This is a genomic window from Mycolicibacterium chitae (assembly GCF_900637205.1).
Lineage (GTDB): Bacteria > Actinomycetota > Actinomycetes > Mycobacteriales > Mycobacteriaceae > Mycobacterium > Mycobacterium chitae.
The window spans coordinates 2,436,371-2,452,777 of the sequence record NZ_LR134355.1; the positions used below are offsets into that span (position 1 = coordinate 2,436,371).

Genomic DNA, 16,407 nt, shown 5'->3' on the forward strand with positions numbered 1-16,407 from the left:
CTCGCCGAGTCTACGCACCGTCGGCGGCGGCCCCGGCGATCTGCCATTCGGCCGCGGCGCGCTGCTGCGTCCAGAACTCGGCGAAGCGGCCGTCGGCGACCAGCAGCTGCTCGATGCTGCCGTCCTCGACGATGCGGCCGGATTCGACGAACAGCACCCGGTCGGCGTTGCGGATGCTGGCCAGCCGGTGCGCGACGATCACCCGGGTGCGCGGCCGCTGATCGGCGGTCAGCGCGTCCACCACGGCGGCCTCGTTCTCGGTGTCCAGGGCGCTGGTGGCCTCGTCGACCAGCAGCACCGGCGCGGGTTTGACCAGGGCGCGCGCGATGCTGACCCGTTGCCGCTCGCCGCCGGACAGTGCGGTGCCGGCCTCGCCGACCACGGTCCGATCGCCGTCGGGCAACCGGCCGGTCAGCTCGTCGACCCGGGCCAGGCGCATGGCCTCGGTTACCGCACCGTCGCCGGCCTGCGGGTCGCCGACCAGGATGTTGTCGCGCACCGACCCGTCGAACAGATACGGGTGCTGGAACACCACGCTGACCGCGGCGCGGCGCTGTTCGGGGGTCAGCGTCGCCAGATCCACTCCGTCGAACAGCACCCGGCCGCGCTGCGGTTCGTGCAGCCCGGCGATCAACCCCAGGATGGTGCTCTTCCCCGAACCGGACGGACCGACGATGGCCGTGGTGCCCGCGGGATCCAGCGTGAAGCTCACGTTCGACAGCAGCGGCTCATCCCCGTAACCGAACGTGACGTCCTCGAACTCGATGCGGGGGGCCTGCGGCGCGGCCAATCCGGCGGTGCCGGCCGTCAGCGTGGGCGCGTCCAGCACGGCCTGGATCCGACCCAGGGTCGCCCGCGTGGTCTCGATGGCCGGCGCCAACTCGCTGAGCGCGCTGAACGGCTCCAGGTAACGCGAGATCACCACGATCAGCGCGATCGCCTCCGGCACACCGAGTTCCCCGCGCACGGTCAGCAGCGTGGTCATGCCGGCCAACAGGATCAGCGCCAACTGGCTGGCCAGGCTGAACAGCAGCTGACCGGGAATCTGCATGGTCAGCAGCCGCAGCGTGGCGCCGTGCTGGGCCTCCAGCGCCGCGCCGACCTGGCTGCGGGCCGGGGCGACCCGGCGGGCCGCCCGCAACGCCTGCTGGGTGCGGGCGAATTCGATGATGCGCTCGGTGAGTGCGGAATTGGTCTCGTCGGCGACGGCGTCGGCCCGCCGCGACAACCGGCCGGCCGCCCACATCGCGCCCAGCAGCACGGCCACCCCGACCAGCGCCGCCAGCCCCAGCGGCAGCGAGATCGCCAGCAGCGCAACCGCAATGGCGGCCGGCAGGAGGATGGCGCTGACCAGCGGGGTGAGCAGGTTGACCACCAGGCCGACCAGTTCCGGCCCGGTGGAGGCGATGGCCTGCCGGGCCGTGGCGGTGTTGTCGGCGTCGAGCCAATTCAGCCGCACGTTCGGCAGCCGGTCCGCGACGTCGTGCTGGGTGTGGTCGAGCAGTGCGAAGCCCAGGTCGAAACCCCGTCGGGCGGTGCTGGTGTCGATGATCCAGCACGCCACGGTGACGACGGTCAGCCAGCCCAGCCAGGGCCAGGCCCGCGCCGGGTCGTCGCCGAACAGGGCCGCGACCAGCGGCACCAACAGCACCGTGGCCGCCGCGCGCAGCAGCACCGAGGCCACCGTCAGGACGGCGTAGCCGTTGATCTTGCCGCGCTGATCCGCGGGAACGAGAGCGAGCAGCGTGCGGATCATCGGCGGGCCTCCTCGACCGCGGCGCCGCGACCGGAATCCCACAGCGCGCGGTACCGACCCCCGGCGGCGAACAACTGGTCGTGGGTGCCGATCTCGGCGATGCGGCCGTGATCGAGCACCACGATCTGGTCGGCGTGGGTGATGGTGTGCAGGCGGTGCGCGATCACCAGCACCGTGCGGTCCCGGGTCAGCCGGTTGAGCGCCTGCTGGACAAGGAATTCCGACTCGGGGTCGGCGAACGCGGTGGCCTCGTCGAGGATCAGCACCGGGGTGTCGGCCAGGATCGCGCGGGCGATCGTCAGGCGTTGCCGCTCGCCGCCGGACAGCCCACCGGCCTGCAGCACCGTGTCGTAGCCCTGCGGCAGCGCCATGATGCGGTCGTGGATCTGCGCCTCGCGGGCCGCGGTCTCGATCTCCGCCGCGCCGGCGTCGGGCCGGGCCAGCGCGATGTTCTCGGCCACGGTGCCGGCCACCAGTTGGGTCTCTTGCAGGACGAAACCGACACGCTGGTACAGGTCGTCGGCCTCCAGCGAGCGAATATCCTTGCCGCCGATGCGGATTGCGCCCGCGCCGACGTCGTGGAAGCGGGCCAGCAGCGCGGCCAGCGTGGACTTCCCGGACCCCGACGGCCCGACCAGGGCGGTGACCGTGCCGGGGCGCAGTTCGAGGCTGACGTCGTCGATCACCGCGACACCGGGGCGGTAGCCGAAGGTCACCCGGTCGAAGGTGACCGTGCCGTCGGGCAGCGGTGTCGTCGCGGAAGCGCCCGATTCGGCCCGCAGCGTGAGTTCGTTCTCGTCGAGCGCTCCCTGCAGGCGCCGGGCGGCGAGCATGCCGCCCTGGATGCCGCCCAACCCGTAGCCGATACCGAGCAGACGGGCGCCGAAGGTGGTGCCCAGGAACAGGAACGGCAGCAGGTTCACCGGGTCCATCCAGCCCGCCACCACCAGTGGGGTCCCGACGGCCATGATCAGCCAGAGGAACGTCGACGGGCGGGTGACCAGATCCATCAGGGTCTTCTTGCCGACGAAGGGTCGCTGCCAGTCCACCAGGAACGCGATGTACTCCTCGAGGCGGCGTCGGAAGGTCGACGCCGCCGCGCCGCCGAAGACCCGCACCACCGGTTGGCCCTCCAGGTAGGCGCCGGCCTCGCCGGTCATCCGCTCCGTCCACTTCTGCGACTGCCCGATCTTGGGTCCGGACTGGATGGACATCACCGACATCAGCACCAGGGCGAACAGCACCGGCACCAGCAGCACCAGCGCCAGCCGCCAGTCCACCACGAACAGGTAGATCAGCACCGCCAGCGGCGCGATGACCGCGGCCACCGCATCGGGGATCGCGTGGGTGATCAGGTAGTGCAGCGACAGCGTGTCGTCCTGCACCAGTTGCTTGACCGAACCGGATCCGCGCGCGGTGAACCACCCCAGCGGGAGCTTGGACAGCTTCGTCAGCAGCCGGGCCCGCAGGTCGCGGGCGAAGTTCGCATCGACCCGATGCAGCCACAGGGTCAGCGCCGCGGTCAGCACGGTGCCGGTGCCCAGCAGACCCACGGCGGCCAGGCCCAGGCTCCACAGCCGCTCGGATTCGGCCCCGATGAGCAGCAACCGGGCCAGTTCGACCAGCAGCACGAACGGCGCGAGTTGGATCAGCGTGATGATCGCCTGCAGCACGCCCGAGACGATCAGCGGCGTCTTGAGCGGTGCCAGCAGCCGGCCCGCACCCTGCGCGCGCCAGCTGCCCTGTCGGGCCGCCGCGGCGGGCGCGGCGGCCGGCTTGGGTTCCGGGGCCGGAGCGGTCTCGGCGGCGGGCCGGGCCGGCGCGGGTGCGGTCTTCTCGTCGCCGCGCTTGGAGCCCATCGCGCGACCCTCGGTCCAGTAGGCCTGCGGGTGCATCTCGGACTTCGGGAACCCGAACTCGTCGCGCAGTCGGGTCCGCAGCACCTTGAGCGAGCCGGCCTCGGGGGTCACCCACGCGTACCAGTTGGACCAGTCGCGGGTCTCGATGGCCGCCGCCAGCGAGTTGGTGTCGCGGCGCTGCACCCACTGCACCCGCAGCCGCGGGTGCTCGGCCAGCGGGATCTGCCGGTCGTCGTCGTCGTGGTATTCGAGGTAGGCCTCGATGGGCAATTCGGCCGGAACCGCCTCGATGATGCCGTTGATGGCCGGTATCGACGCCGGGTCGCCGATCAGCAGGTAGCCGGCGGGCTGGTCCTCGGGGGCCTCGGGAACGGTGAAACCCCGCGAGCCCAGCACGATCACCGGGACGGTGTCGCCGGCGGTCGCGGCGCGGGCCCAGGTGGTGGCGGGGCCGGCGGGTTCGTGCAGGACGACGTCGATGGCGAAGCGCCCGGTCTCCGGGTCGGCCTCTGAGAGCGTGTAGCCGCGCTGGAACTCGGTGTCGGAGCCCTCGGGGTCGGGGAACCAGAAGCGCAGCCACGACGTCGGCTCCACCACCGCGTCCTCGAACAACGTCGGCGAGACCATCCGGACCCGCAGGAAACGTGGGGCCAGCAGGAACGTTTCGACGACGGTGGCCTGGTGGTCGCGGGCTCCGAAGCCCTTCATCATCACGCCCTGGAAACCGCGCGCCATGTTCACCCCTCTCCCGCGGTCTGGGGATCGACCGCGATGCCGCCGGGCGGCTGCCGACTAAGGGTAGCCTCACCGATGGCGGCGCGGCGGTGTAGGTTCCTCGGCTCAGGCCGACAGCCTGCAGGCGCAGGACGCCCGGACCGGGACGTCTGCGCGGGCCGCGGCGAGCGCGAGCTGACGTTCGATGATGGCCGCCTCGCCGGCGCGGCCGAGGCGCTGCAGGCACTCGTGGTAGCCGTGCAGGCTCCACAGGTTGTTCGGATGCTGGCAGCAGCGGTTCAACGTCGGGTCCAGGCCCAGGTCGGCCTCGTAGACCCGGGCGGCCTCGGTGACGTGCTCCTGCTCGAGCAGCAGCGCGCCGTAGGCGTGCCGGGTCGGCTGCATCCAGCCCCACGGCTCGTCGTAGGGCAGCCCGTCGTCCAGCGCGATGGCGCGGCGCAGGTGCGCGAACGCCGCGTCGAATCTGCCCGCCCGATAGTCGATCTCACCGTCGAGCATGGCGGCGGCCACCGCCAGATGTCGCGGCTGGTGTTGTTGAACAGGTAGCGGGACTCCGGGACCCTCCGGCAGGCCGCGGCGAACCGCTCCCGCTGCTGTTCGGCCTCGGCCAGCCGGCCCTTCGCCGCGTAGGCGACGCCCTTGCCGTAGTGCCAGGTGGCCGTCGTCGTGCAGTACAGCGCGGGATCGGCGGGCAGCGGCGCAGCGATCAGGTCGTCCCAGCGGCCGAAGCGCACCAGCACGTGCACCCGCAGGGGAACGAACGCCTCCAGCCAGTCGGCCATCGGCGGGGACTCGATCGACAGCAATTCCGGCGTCAGCTGCGCAGCCAGGTCGTCGGCGGCCTGCAGCGCGATGCGCGATTGCCCGCTGAACATCGCGGAATACACCACGAAGTGCAGGTTGTGGGCGCGGTAGAGCGAATAGAAGTTCAGCGGTCCGGAGCGTTCGACGAACTTGCGGTCCGCCGCCTCGGCGGCCAGGTTGGCTTCCACGGCGCTGTGATAGTCGCCGCACAGCACGTCCAGGTGGCTGGGCATGTGTCGCAGGTGGCCGGCGTCGGGTACCAGGTCGCGGAGCAGATCGGCGGCCGGTAGCGCGGCCTCGGGCCGCGCCGACATCTCCATCGTGTGGATGTAGAGGTGCAGCGCCCCGGGATGGACGCGCCCGGCCTCGGTGCTCAGCGCGTCTTCGAGCAGCCGCTGCGCTTGTCGCACAAGCGATCCCGGTGCGGGTTCGCCGGTGGCGGTGTCCCACAGCGCCCAGGCCGTGACGTTGACCAGTGCGTCGGCGGCCAGGGCCTGGATGTCGATGTCGTCGGGATGGGCGGCGGCCAGCTCCGCCATCGCCTCGGCGTAGGCGCGGCCTCCGGCGGCCAGCGGGTCGAGGTCGTCGGCATCGTCGGTCGGGAAGCGACGGGCCAGCGCGGTGATCAGCGCGTGCTCGACCGGGCTCGCGCGGCCCCGGGCGGCCAGGTCCAGCTCCCGGCGGGCGCGCGCCAGCGAGGCGGTGCGGTCCGCGGGATCGAAGGCGTCCCAGGCCTTGTTGTAGTTCGGCCCGACCGCATACGCGATGCCCCAGCGCGCCGCCGCCAACTCGGGGTCGGCCGTGAGCGCCCGCTCGAAGCAGTCGATGGCCTCCTGGTGGTTGAACGCATACGCCCAAACCAGCCCGCGGTCGAACCACAGCTGGGCCTGCTCGGATGCGGTGTCGACCGCACGGTGGTGCGCACCGAGGTCGTAGTAGGGCTGCGGGCCGGTGCTCCTCACGCCTGCTCACGCTACGCCGACCGGGGCTATCCAGTGCGCCCTCAGGACAATTCGGCGACGGTCAACAGGTGCCGGGTGATGGTCTCGGTCTCGGCCACCAGGACGCGTTGGGCGGTGTCCTGCTTGCCCAGCCGGGCCGCGGCCTGGCGCAGCTGCGCGTCGGCCTCGGCCAGGTGGCGGGCGTCGATGGTCCACATCTGCCCGGCGCTGGGCAGTTCGCCCTGCAGCGCGTCCACGTAATCGTCGACGGCGACGACGAAGCGCGGGTCCAGCGTGCTGTGGTGGACGGCGGGCAGCTGGGCCTCGAGGGCGGCGCAGGCGCCGGTGATGGCGTTGAGCGCGGCCCGGTAGGCGGTCAGCCAGTGGCGCACCTCGGCCATGTCGGCGCGCACGCCGCTGCCGGCGGCCTCGAACGCCGAGCGCGCCCGGGTGGTGCGCTGCCACACCGCGCTCAACGTGACCTCGGGCTGGTCCAGCGGATGCGCGAAGGCGCGGACAACGGTTGCCGCGTAATCGCTTTCGGCGCGTAACAACTCGCCCGCGCGCTGACGAAGCCGGACCAGGGTGCGGTCGGGCAGCAGCACGTGGCAGGTCACCGCGAGGCCGCCGCCGACCACGGTGGCCACCACGCGCTGGCCCATGGCGGCGCTGTCGGTCGTGCCGGCCATGTCGATGAGGAGGATGATGCCGCCGGCCAGCGCCGCGTACAGCGGTACGGGGCCGTAGGACGCCACCGCGTACGCCAGCGCGAGCAGCGCCACGGCCACCGTCACGGCCACCATGCCCGTCGGCTGCCACAACACGGTGACGAGGCTGGCCGCCACGACACCGATGGTGACGCCGGCGATGCGGGATACGCAGCGGGTGTAGGTGTGCGCGGTCTCCGGGCGCAACACCAGCAACGCGGTCAGGGCCACCCAGTAGCCCTGCGGCGTCTCGGTGAGTCGGGCGATGAGCAGGCCGGCGACCACGGCGGCGGTCACCCGCAGCGCATGCCGCAGGATGGGGGAGTCGCCGTTGCACTGCGCGGCGATGGTGGCCCGGGCCGCGCGCAGGTGACCTCGCAGGCCGCCCTGCGGATCCTGCTCGGTGCCCCGCGCGGCCGGCCAGCCGGGGAGTTGCAGCGCACCGGCTTTGGCGATCTGGGTGTGCAGGCGCTGGGCCGCCGTCGCGGCCGACCCGCTCAGCGCCGCGGCGCAGTCTTCGGCGCGGCGCAACGCAATCGTGGCGTCCACGGGCGCGGCGGGCCCACCCGCGCCGATGGCGGCCAGCGCGTCGGCACTGGCCAGCAGCACCTCGCGGACCTCGGGCTCGTCGGCGTCGGCGCGCAGCGCGTTCAGCGTCATCGCGATGCGTTCGGGCAGTGCGTGGCTCCCCCGGAACGCGGGCGGGCGCCGACGGGTGTGCCGGTCGGTGGCGTGGACGGCCTCCCGCAGGTCCATCAGCGGGGTGGGGTCCCAGGAGGCGGCGGGGTTCAGGGCGAGTTTGCGTGCCGTGGTGGCGACCCAGCCGTAGGCGTCGGCCAGCGCGGACCGCTGCGCCACCCAGCGCTGCCGCGGCCAGACCGCGACCAGGAGCACCTGCAGCCCTCCGCCGAGGACCGCCAGGGCCGCCGCCGCCAGGGCCGAACCCAGCGCCGCCGACCAGCCGGCGGGGGTGGGCGGGGCGGTGACCATCAGCGCGGCGCCGGCCGCGGCGGCCAACCCGGCCGGCGAACTGAGCGCCCAGAACAGACCGGTGCCCAGCGTCCAGACTCCGACGACGGGCACGTACAACCAGGTGTGCGGCGAGGTCAGATGCCCGAGGAACGTCGCCACGCCCAGGCCCAGCACCACGGCGCACAACATCGGGAGTAGTCGACGGATCGCGCTGTCCTGCAGGGCGGTGGCGCCGACGACCGCGGCGCTGCCCGCCGCCGCGACCGCCGCCGCGGGCGAGGCCCACTGCAGCGCAATGGCGCCGATCAGCAACACCGGAAGCAGACTGCGGGCCACTTCGCCGACGTACGGCCACGAATGGGGTACGGCGAGGCCCCTGAACATGGCTGCCATTATGCCGCTCGGTAGGTTCGCGATCGTGGAGAAGGTGATCCTCGTGGCGCGCGCCGCCGTCGCGGACGACTCCTGGTGCGCGCGCCTGCGCGGCCCGGTCGCCGAGGAACTGCTGGATCTGGGTCTGCCCGGACTTGCCGTGAACGTCAAGGATTCCGCGGTGCGCGAGTCCCTGATGACGCTGACCACCCTGGATCCGCCGGTCGCGGCGGTGCTGAGCCTGTGGACCGATCAGCATTACGGACCGCAGGTCGACGCCGCGCTGCAGCGGCTGGCGCGCGAATCCGACACTGTCGCGGGCTATCTGGTCACCGAGTCGGTGCCGCTGCGCGCTCCGGAAATTGAATTGGGGGCCCGCACACCGGGTTTGGCCAATGTCGCGCTGCTGCGTCGGCCGCCCGAACTCGACGAGCCGACCTGGCGCACCCGCTGGCATCGCGACCACACCGCGGTGGCCCTCGAGACCCAGACGACCTTCGGCTACACGCAGAACGCCGTCGTGCGGGCGCTGAGTCCGGACGCGCCCGCGGTGGACGCCATCGTCGAGGAACTGTTTCCCGACGCCGCGGTCACCGACATCAAGGCGTTCTTCGGCGCGGCCGACGACGCCGATCTCGCCGAACGTATCGAGCGCATGGTGGCCAGCACGTCGGCCTTCGGCGCGAACCGCGACGTCGACACCGTGCCGACGAGTCGCTATGTGTTGCGTTCCCCGTGGCGGGCCGCTCGGTAGGCTCTGCGCTCGTGACGCTGACGATCACCGACGACAACCGGGTCCGCACGCTGACGCTGAATCGGCTGGAGGCGCTGAACGCGTTCGACGAGGCGTTGTACGACGCCACCACGGACGCGCTGCGGGCGGCCGCCGACGATGCCGAGGTCTCGGTGTTGCTGCTGACCGGCACCGGGCGCTCGTTCAGCGCGGGTACCGACCTGGCCGAGATGCAGGCGATGGTCACCGATCCGGATTTCACCCCCGGCAAGCACGGCTTCATCGGACTGGTCGATGCGCTCGCCGAGTTCCCCAAGCCGCTGATCTGTGCGGTCAACGGCTTTGGAATCGGTATCGGCGCAACGATTCTGGGTTTCGCCGATCTGGCCTTCATGGCCACCACGGCGCGGCTGAAGTGTCCGTTCACCAGCCTGGGGGTGGCCCCGGAGGCGGCGTCGTCGTATCTGCTGCCGCAGTTGATCGGCCGGCAGAACGCGGCCTGGGTGCTGATGTCCTCGGAGTGGATCGGCGCGCAAGAGGCCCGGGAGATGGGCCTGGTGTGGAAGGTCTGCGAACCCGACGACCTGTTACCGGAGGCGCGCCGCCACGCCGAGGTGCTCGCGTCGCGTCCGCTGAGCAGCCTGATGGCCGTCAAGCGCACGATGACCGCGCCGCTCGTCGCGGAGGTGGCGGCGGCGCGCAACCGGGAGAACGCATGCTTCGCGGAGTTGATGGGTGGGGCCGCCAACGCGAGCGCGCTGGCCGATTTCAATCAGGCAAAAAGTTAGCTGGCGGCGACGCTGTTGACCTTGGCCGACTCGGCCTCGATGATCGCGCGGACGGTCCGACGGCAGCGTCCGCAGTCCGTACCGGCCCCGCACGCGACCGCGACCTGCTTGGATGTGCAGGCCCCGCGGGCCACGGCGTCGGCGACTTCGTGGCTGGTAGCGCCGGTGCAGAGGCAGACGAACATCGACGTTGCCTCCTTGCTGAAATCGATGACCGCGAACTTCGCGATTAGTGGAGTCTAACCTAACTTCTGCGCTATTGTTAGGCCTACCTACCTTCACATATGTGAGGCTTACCTACCCGGCGCCGTTTGCGGTGGCGGTGTGTTTTGGCGTGTTTTCTCACCCGAAGTGGGCTAGATTCAAGACACGCAGTCGCGACGTCCAGCCCACGTCGCCTGCGGTTTCGACTCCCTAGACAGCCCCCTGGTGTGAGGAGAACCAATGCAAGGCGATCCAGAAGTGCTCAAGTTGCTCAACGAGCAGCTTTCGAGCGAATTGACGGCCATCAACCAGTACTTTCTGCACTCCAAGATGCAGGACAACTGGGGCTTCACCGAACTGGCGGCGCACACCCGTGCCGAGTCCTTCGACGAGATGCGGCACGCCGAGGCCATCACCGACCGAATCCTGCTGCTCGACGGCCTGCCGAACTATCAGCGGCTGTTCTCGCTGCGGGTCGGCCAGACGCTGCGCGAACAGTTCGAGGCGGACCTGGCCATCGAGTACGAGGTGCTCGAACGGCTCCGGCCCGGCGTGATCATGTGCCGGGAGAAGCGGGACAGCACCAGTGCGGCGCTGCTGGAAGGCATCATCGCCGACGAGGAGTCGCACATCGACTACCTCGAGACGCAGCTGGAGCTGATGGACAAGCTCGGCGAGGAGCTCTACTCGGCGCAGTGCGTGTCGCGGCCGCCGAGCTGATCCGGCCAATTCGCATAGCTCTGCTAACAAAATTGGCCGGGGTGCCGATACACCCCGCATGACCAGTTCCGCGCGCCGCAACCTGATCTTCGTCGCGGTCCTGCTGGGCATGCTGCTCGCGGCGTTGGACCAGACCATCGTCGCGACCACGCTGCCGACGGTGGTCGCCGACCTCGGCGGCGCCGGCCACCAGGCGTGGGTGGTCACCAGCTACCTGCTGGCCTCCACGATCGCCACCGCCGTCGTCGGCAAGCTCGGCGACCTGTTCGGCCGCAAGGCCGTCTTCCAGGTGTCGGTGGTCATCTTCCTGGCCGGCTCGATCCTGTGCGCGCTGGCCGGGTCGATGGGCGCGCTGGTGGCCGCGCGTGCGGTGCAGGGCATCGGCGGCGGCGCGATCATGGTCACCGCCATGGCGGTGATCGGCGAGGTGATCCCGCTGCGCGAGCGCGGCCGCTACCAGGGCGCCCTCGGTGCGGTGTTCGGCGTGACCACCGTCATCGGGCCCCTGCTCGGGGGATTCTTCACCGACCACATGACGTGGCGCTGGGCGTTCTGGATCAACCTGCCGGTGGCGGTGCTGGTGTTCGCGGTCGCGGCGGTGGCCATCCCGGCTCTCGGCGAGAAGTCCCGCCCGCGGATCGACTACGCCGGCATCGTGCTGGTGGGTCTGGGCGCCTCGGGCCTGACGCTGGCCACCAGCTGGGGTGGCGGTGAGTACGCCTGGTCCTCGCCGATGATCATCGGCCTGTTTGTCGGTTCGGCCGTGGCGCTGGTCGCATTCGTGGTGGTCGAACTGCGCGCCACGGAACCCATCCTGCCGATGCGGCTGTTCGCCAACCCGGTGTTCACCGTCTGCTGCGTCCTGGCGTTCATCGTCGGCTTCGCCATGCTCGGCGCGATGACGTTCCTGCCCACCTACATGCAGTTCGTCGACGGGGTGTCGGCCACCGAGTCCGGTCTGCGCACGCTGCCCATGGTGGTCGGTCTGCTGATCACGTCGATCGGCAGCGGCTCACTGGTGGGGCGCACCGGCCGCTACAAGATCTTCCCGGTGCTGGGCACGGCCATCATGGCGGTCGGCTTCTTCCTGCTGTCGCGGATGAACGTCGAGACCCCGCTGTGGCGCGAGGCGCTGTACCTATTCGTGCTGGGTACCGGGATCGGCATGTGCATGCAGGTGCTGGTCCTGACGGTGCAGAACACCACCGACCTCGCCGACCTCGGCGTCGCGACCTCCGGCGTCACGTTCTTCCGGGCCATCGGCAGCTCGTTCGGCGCGGCGATCTTCGGGTCGCTGTTCGCCAACTTCCTGGCCGCCCGCATCCCCGCCGCGTTGGCCGCCTCCGGGGCCCCGCCGGAGGCCGCCGAATCCCCGCAGGCGCTGCATCGGCTCTCGGCCGAGATGGCCCGGCCGATCGTCGACGCCTATTCCGAATCGTTGGGCACCGTGTTCCTGTTCGCGGTGCCGGTGGCGGTGCTCGGTTTCGTGGTCTCGCTGTTCCTGAAGGAGGTGCCGCTGCGCGAGACCGAGGCCGCCGCGGCGGGCGATCTGGGCGAGGGCTTCGGCATGCCCGGCGCCGAATCGGGGGAGAAGATCCTCGAGGTCGCCATCGGCCGGTTGTTCCGGGATGCGCCGGAGATCCGGCTGCGGTATCTGGCCGCGGCGCACCGCTGGGATCTGGACGTGCCGCAGCTGTGGGCGTTGCTGCAGGTCTATCGGCACCAGCAGGTCTACGGTTCGGCGGAGCTGACCCGGATCGGCGAGCGACTGCGGGTGCCCCGGGAGGTGCTCGAGCCGACGTTCGACGCGCTCGTCGACCGGGGCTGCGTGCGGCGCGCCGGCGAGGAACTGATGCTGACCCCGGCCGGGGTCGACCGGGTCGACGCGGTGTCGTCGGCCATCGTCGAGCAGATCGTGGCCAAGCTGGCCACCTCGTCGTCCTTCGACGGCCGCCCCGACCGCCAGCAGGTCACTGCGGCGCTGGACCGCATCGCGCACCGCATGCTGGTGCAGCGGGACTGGTACGACGCCGCGGCCGCAAAAAACTAGAACACGTTCCAATGGTGTCGCCGCGCGCGTAGCATCGCGCCCATGAGCCGAATCGGAGACTTTCCCGACGACGACGTCGCGGGCTGGCTGCTCAAATCGCCGGACATCGGGGGCGCGATGGCCGGCTTCACCCACGCCGTCTACAACCAGAACCGGTTGCCGATGCGGGTTCGCGAGTTGGCACGCATCGTGATCGCGCACGCCAACGAGTGCGCGGTGTGCATCAACACCCGCGACGCCGACGGTGCGGCCGCCGGCGTGGACGAGGAACTCTACGACCACGCGCACGAGTGGCGCACCTGGTCGGGGTACAGCGAACAGGAGCGCATCGCCGCCGAATTCGCCCACCGGTTTGCCACCGGGCACACCGAACTGCGCGACGACGAGGACTTCTGGGCCCGCGCCGCCGAGCACTACTCCGACGAACTGCTGACCGACCTGGCGCTGTCCTGCGCGATGTGGGTCGGCATGGGGCGGATGTTGCGCACCCTCGACATCGGCCAGACCTGCGCGCTGACCATCCCGGCGCGGGCCTGACGGAGCTTCAGACCAGGCCGGTCGCGTCGAACACCCAGGACATGTCGGCGGTGGCGAAGTCGGCCAGCCAGGTCGGGGGAGCGCAGTCGGCCAGCGCCGCCATGTCCCAGTAGTCCTTCCACAGCGTGATCTTGCCGTCCCGCACCTTGTGCACGGTGACGAACTTCAGCGTCGCAGATTCCCCGCCGGCCCAACGCCATTGCTCGTGATGCTCGTACATGACGTCGACGCCGTTGTCGACCATCAACCCGGGGAAGTTCTGGTAGCCGGCCAGCGGCTCCAGCCCGATCTTGAGGCGCTTGACGATGTCCTCCGGCCCACGCGCGGCGGCCGCCGGCCCGACGGGCATGTCGAGATAGATGCAGTCCGGTGCGAGGTAGGTCTGCACGCGGTCCCAGTCCCGCGCCGAGAGGGCCTGCCACATCCCGTGCACGGGGGCGGTGACATCGGTGGTGTCGGTTCGCTCAACCAGCATGGGCCAGATCGCCTTTCGCGGTGGGGGCCGGGGCGGGCCGCCCGGCCCGCAGGAAGCTGCCGGTGCGAACCACACCGAGGTCGTCGGCCGGCCGATCGTCGAGGAAGGCCGCGTGGCCGGCCACGAACACCGCCGCGACGGTGTCGGCGTTGCGATTGACCATCCGGGACAGCCCGCCGTACTGCGGCACGGCCTCCTCGGCGTAGGCGTCGAGCCGGTCGTCGAGCTTGCTCGGGTCGAGGATCATCAGGTCGGCGCGGTCGCCGATCCGCAGATGGCCCGCGTCGAGCTGATACCAGTCGGCAAGCTCGCCGGTCATCCGGTGCACGGCCTGCTCGACGCTGAGGAACGGGGTGCCCGCCTGTTCGGCGTCGCGCACGTGGCGCAGCAGCCGCAGCCCGCTGTTGTAGAAGGCCATGTTGCGCAGGTGTGCGCCGGCGTCGGAGAAGCCCATCTGGATCCCCGGTTCCCGGGCCATCTGCTTGAGCACCTCGGGGCGGTGATTGGAAATCGTGGTGCGCCAACGTAGTTCCTGGCCGTGCTCGAGGACGAGGTCCAGGAACGCGTCGACGGGGTGCACCCCGCGCTCGCGGCCCACCTGACCGAACGATCTTCCGACGACCGCGGCGTCGGGGCAGGCGACGATCTCGGCGTCGAAGAAGTCCCGATGCCACACCCGCACACCGAACTTGCTGTCGTAATCCTTGCGGAACCGCCGGCGGTACTCCCGGTCGGCCAGCAGCGCGTTGCGCTCCACCTCGTCGCGCAGGTGCAGGGCCGCCGCACCGGAACCGAACTCCTCGAACACCACGAGGTCGATGCCGTCGGCGTAGACCTCGAACGGCACCGGCAGGTGCTGCCACCGGAAGTCGCCGCCGAGGCGGGTGACCAGCCGGGCCGAGGGGCCCATGATCTTGATGGCGTACGGATTGGCCTTGACGTCGGCAGCCGAGAGCAGGCTGGTCTTCAGCTTGCGCCGGAACAGCCCCACCGACTGGGCCAGCTGAGACACCAGGTTCAGCGGGTTCTCGATGTCCGGGCCGGACTGCAGGATCCGGCCGCTGCGGCGCAGCAGCGCCTTGAGTCGACGCAGTTCGCGGGGCTTGGCGTAGGTGGACGGCAGCGTGCGCGACCGGCAGGTCTCGCCGTCGACCTTGTCGAAGAGCAGTTGCTGCGAGGACATCCCGACGAAGCCGGCCGCCAGGGCCTCGGCGAGCATCCGCTCCATGGCGGCCTGCTCGGCGGCGGTGGGCCGCACGTCGGCGCGGGTGGCGCGGTCCAGTCCCAGGGTCGCGGTGCGCATGTCGGAGTGGCCCAGGAAGGCCGCGACGTTGGGGCCCAGCGGCAGCGCCTCGAGCGCGGCGATGTACTCCTCGCAGGTGGTCCAGGACTTGTGTTCGTCCACGGCGGCGATGACGTGCTCGCGCGGGATCGCCTCGACCCGGCCGAACAGGTCACCCGCGTCGATACCGCCGACGTGCACGGTCGACAGCGAACAGGACCCGAGCATGACGGTGGTGACGCCGTGGCGCAGGGATTCGGCCAGCGCCGGCCCGCCGAGCACCTCGATGTCGTAGTGCGTGTGGATGTCGATCATCCCGGGCAGCACCCACTTGTCGGTGGCGTCGATGACCCGCGGGCAGTCGGTGGCGTCGAGTTCGTGCGGCGAGATCGCCACGACGTGGCCGGCCCGCAGGCCGATGTTGCGAATCGCCGACGGTGCGCCCGTGCCGTCGAACCAGCGGCCATTGCGGATGATCGTGTCGTAGGTCACAGCTCCATGGAACCCCGTCGGGAAGGCGGAAGTCAACGATTTGGTGAACAGATTTTCAGATTTGTTTACTGTGACCGTGACCTGCGGGTTCCGCCTCGTGGCCGCGGAATTAAGCTGACCGGGTGTCGTCGTCGATCGGTGAAGTCCTGGCCAGCCTGGCGCTGGACCGCGTGAACGCCAGCTCCTTTGTGGGGCAACAACTGCCGGCCCCGGCCAATCACATCCTGGGCGGTCACATCTCGGCGCAGGCGCTGCTGGCCGCGGGCCAGACCGCGCCGGGCCGCGCGGTGCACAGCGTGCATACCTACTTCCTGCGCCCGGGCGACGCGCGTCATCCGGTGGACTTCGAGGTCGTCGAGTTGCAGGAGGGCCGCACATTCTCGGCGCGCCGGGTCACCGCGCGCCAGGACGGTCAGGTGCTGCTCGAGGCCATGTCGTCGTTCAAGGCCGCCGGCGCCGGCGGGGCCGAGCCCATCGAGTATCAGCCGCCGCTGCCGGCGGTGCCCGAGCCGGAGTCGCTGCCGCCGGTGCCCCCGCACGCCGCCGAGAACGACGAGGGCGGCCGCGGGCAGTGGGCCAGCCTGCGCTGGTACGAGCGCCGCATCGTCGACGCCGACCGCCTGCCGCCCGCGCGCTCCCGGATCTGGTGGCGCCCCGGCGGGGCGGTGCCCGAGGACCCGGCCCTGGCCGCGGCCCTGGTCGCCTACCTGTCGGCGATCGCCCTGACCGAACCGGCCTTCGCGGCCCGCGGCGAGCTGGGTCCCTCGGCGCAGCGGGACCACTCGGTGTGGTTCCACCGGCCGCCGGTGCTGGACGACTGGTTGTTGTACGACCGCGCCTCGCCGAGCAGCGCCGACGCCGTGGCCCTGGCGCAGGGCCGGATGTTCAACCGCAACGGTGACCTGGTGTGCACGGTCACCCAGGAGATGTACTTCCCGCCGCCGCGCTGAGCGGATTTCACCGCGGGTTCAGCGGCTCGT

General features: G+C 70.8%; 12 protein-coding genes and 1 pseudogene. 6 read left to right on the forward strand and 7 right to left on the reverse strand.

Annotated elements, in window-relative coordinates:
• Positions 1 to 10: 10 nt before the first annotated feature.
• From EL338_RS11415 to EL338_RS11430, 4 genes and pseudogenes are all read right to left on the reverse strand, one after another.
• Positions 11 to 1,756: an ABC transporter ATP-binding protein gene (locus tag EL338_RS11415; protein WP_126333854.1), complete on the reverse strand. Its 1,746-nt coding sequence runs from the start codon at positions 1,754 to 1,756 to the stop codon at positions 11 to 13.
• A complete protein-coding gene (locus EL338_RS11420) occupies positions 1,753 to 4,350 on the reverse strand; it encodes an ABC transporter ATP-binding protein/permease (protein WP_126333855.1) in 2,598 nt (865 codons plus the stop codon). Before EL338_RS11420 ends, EL338_RS11415 begins: the two co-directional genes overlap by 4 nt.
• A gap of 105 nt (positions 4,351 to 4,455) precedes the next feature.
• A pseudogene (locus EL338_RS11425) lies at positions 4,456 to 6,116 on the reverse strand (tetratricopeptide repeat protein).
• 41 nt (positions 6,117 to 6,157) lie between these two features.
• Positions 6,158 to 8,158: an FUSC family protein gene (locus EL338_RS11430; protein WP_126333856.1), complete on the reverse strand. Its 2,001-nt coding sequence runs from the start codon at positions 8,156 to 8,158 to the stop codon at positions 6,158 to 6,160.
• 34 nt (positions 8,159 to 8,192) lie between these two features.
• On the opposite strand from EL338_RS11430, the gene EL338_RS11435 reads away from it, so the two are divergent.
• Positions 8,193 to 8,900 carry an EthD domain-containing protein gene (locus EL338_RS11435; RefSeq protein ID WP_126336814.1) on the forward strand — a complete coding sequence of 236 codons (708 nt, stop codon included), beginning with the start codon at positions 8,193 to 8,195 and terminating at the stop codon, positions 8,898 to 8,900.
• Positions 8,901 to 8,911: 11 nt separating this feature from the next.
• Positions 8,912 to 9,667: an enoyl-CoA hydratase/isomerase family protein gene (locus tag EL338_RS11440; RefSeq protein WP_126333857.1), complete on the forward strand. Its 756-nt coding sequence runs from the start codon at positions 8,912 to 8,914 to the stop codon at positions 9,665 to 9,667.
• Here EL338_RS11440 and EL338_RS11445 read toward each other — a convergent pair.
• Positions 9,664 to 9,852 (reverse strand): (2Fe-2S)-binding protein, encoded by a 189-nt coding sequence (locus EL338_RS11445; RefSeq protein WP_126333858.1) that lies wholly within the window; start codon positions 9,850 to 9,852, stop codon positions 9,664 to 9,666. The two genes, EL338_RS11440 and EL338_RS11445, sit on opposite strands and share 4 nt — an antisense overlap.
• Before the next feature lie 259 nt (positions 9,853 to 10,111).
• Here EL338_RS11445 and bfr point away from each other — a divergent pair, with 259 nt between their 5' ends.
• The 3 genes from bfr to EL338_RS11460 are packed head-to-tail and all read left to right on the forward strand — an operon-like array spanning position 10,112 to position 13,178.
• A complete protein-coding gene (gene bfr, locus EL338_RS11450) occupies positions 10,112 to 10,591 on the forward strand; it encodes a bacterioferritin (protein WP_126333859.1) in 480 nt (159 codons plus the stop codon).
• Positions 10,592 to 10,649: 58 nt separating this feature from the next.
• A complete protein-coding gene (locus tag EL338_RS11455) occupies positions 10,650 to 12,641 on the forward strand; it encodes an MDR family MFS transporter (RefSeq protein WP_126333860.1) in 1,992 nt (663 codons plus the stop codon).
• Positions 12,642 to 12,683: 42 nt separating this feature from the next.
• Positions 12,684 to 13,178: a carboxymuconolactone decarboxylase family protein gene (locus tag EL338_RS11460; protein ID WP_126333861.1), complete on the forward strand. Its 495-nt coding sequence runs from the start codon at positions 12,684 to 12,686 to the stop codon at positions 13,176 to 13,178.
• 7 nt (positions 13,179 to 13,185) lie between these two features.
• Here the strand turns inward: EL338_RS11460 and EL338_RS11465 are convergent, their stop codons facing one another.
• The gene (locus EL338_RS11465; protein WP_126333862.1) at positions 13,186 to 13,653 is read right to left on the reverse strand and encodes a nuclear transport factor 2 family protein; all 468 of its coding nucleotides are present in this window, start codon (positions 13,651 to 13,653) and stop codon (positions 13,186 to 13,188) included.
• Positions 13,643 to 15,427 (reverse strand): N-acyl-D-amino-acid deacylase family protein, encoded by a 1,785-nt coding sequence (locus EL338_RS11470; RefSeq protein ID WP_126333863.1) that lies wholly within the window; start codon positions 15,425 to 15,427, stop codon positions 13,643 to 13,645. The genes EL338_RS11465 and EL338_RS11470 overlap by 11 nt, the downstream gene beginning before the upstream one ends.
• 122 nt (positions 15,428 to 15,549) lie before the next feature.
• On the opposite strand from EL338_RS11470, the gene EL338_RS11475 reads away from it, so the two are divergent.
• Positions 15,550 to 16,377, forward strand: a complete 828-nt coding sequence (locus tag EL338_RS11475; protein ID WP_126333864.1) for an acyl-CoA thioesterase — start codon at positions 15,550 to 15,552, stop codon at positions 16,375 to 16,377.
• Positions 16,378 to 16,407 lie beyond the last annotated feature (30 nt).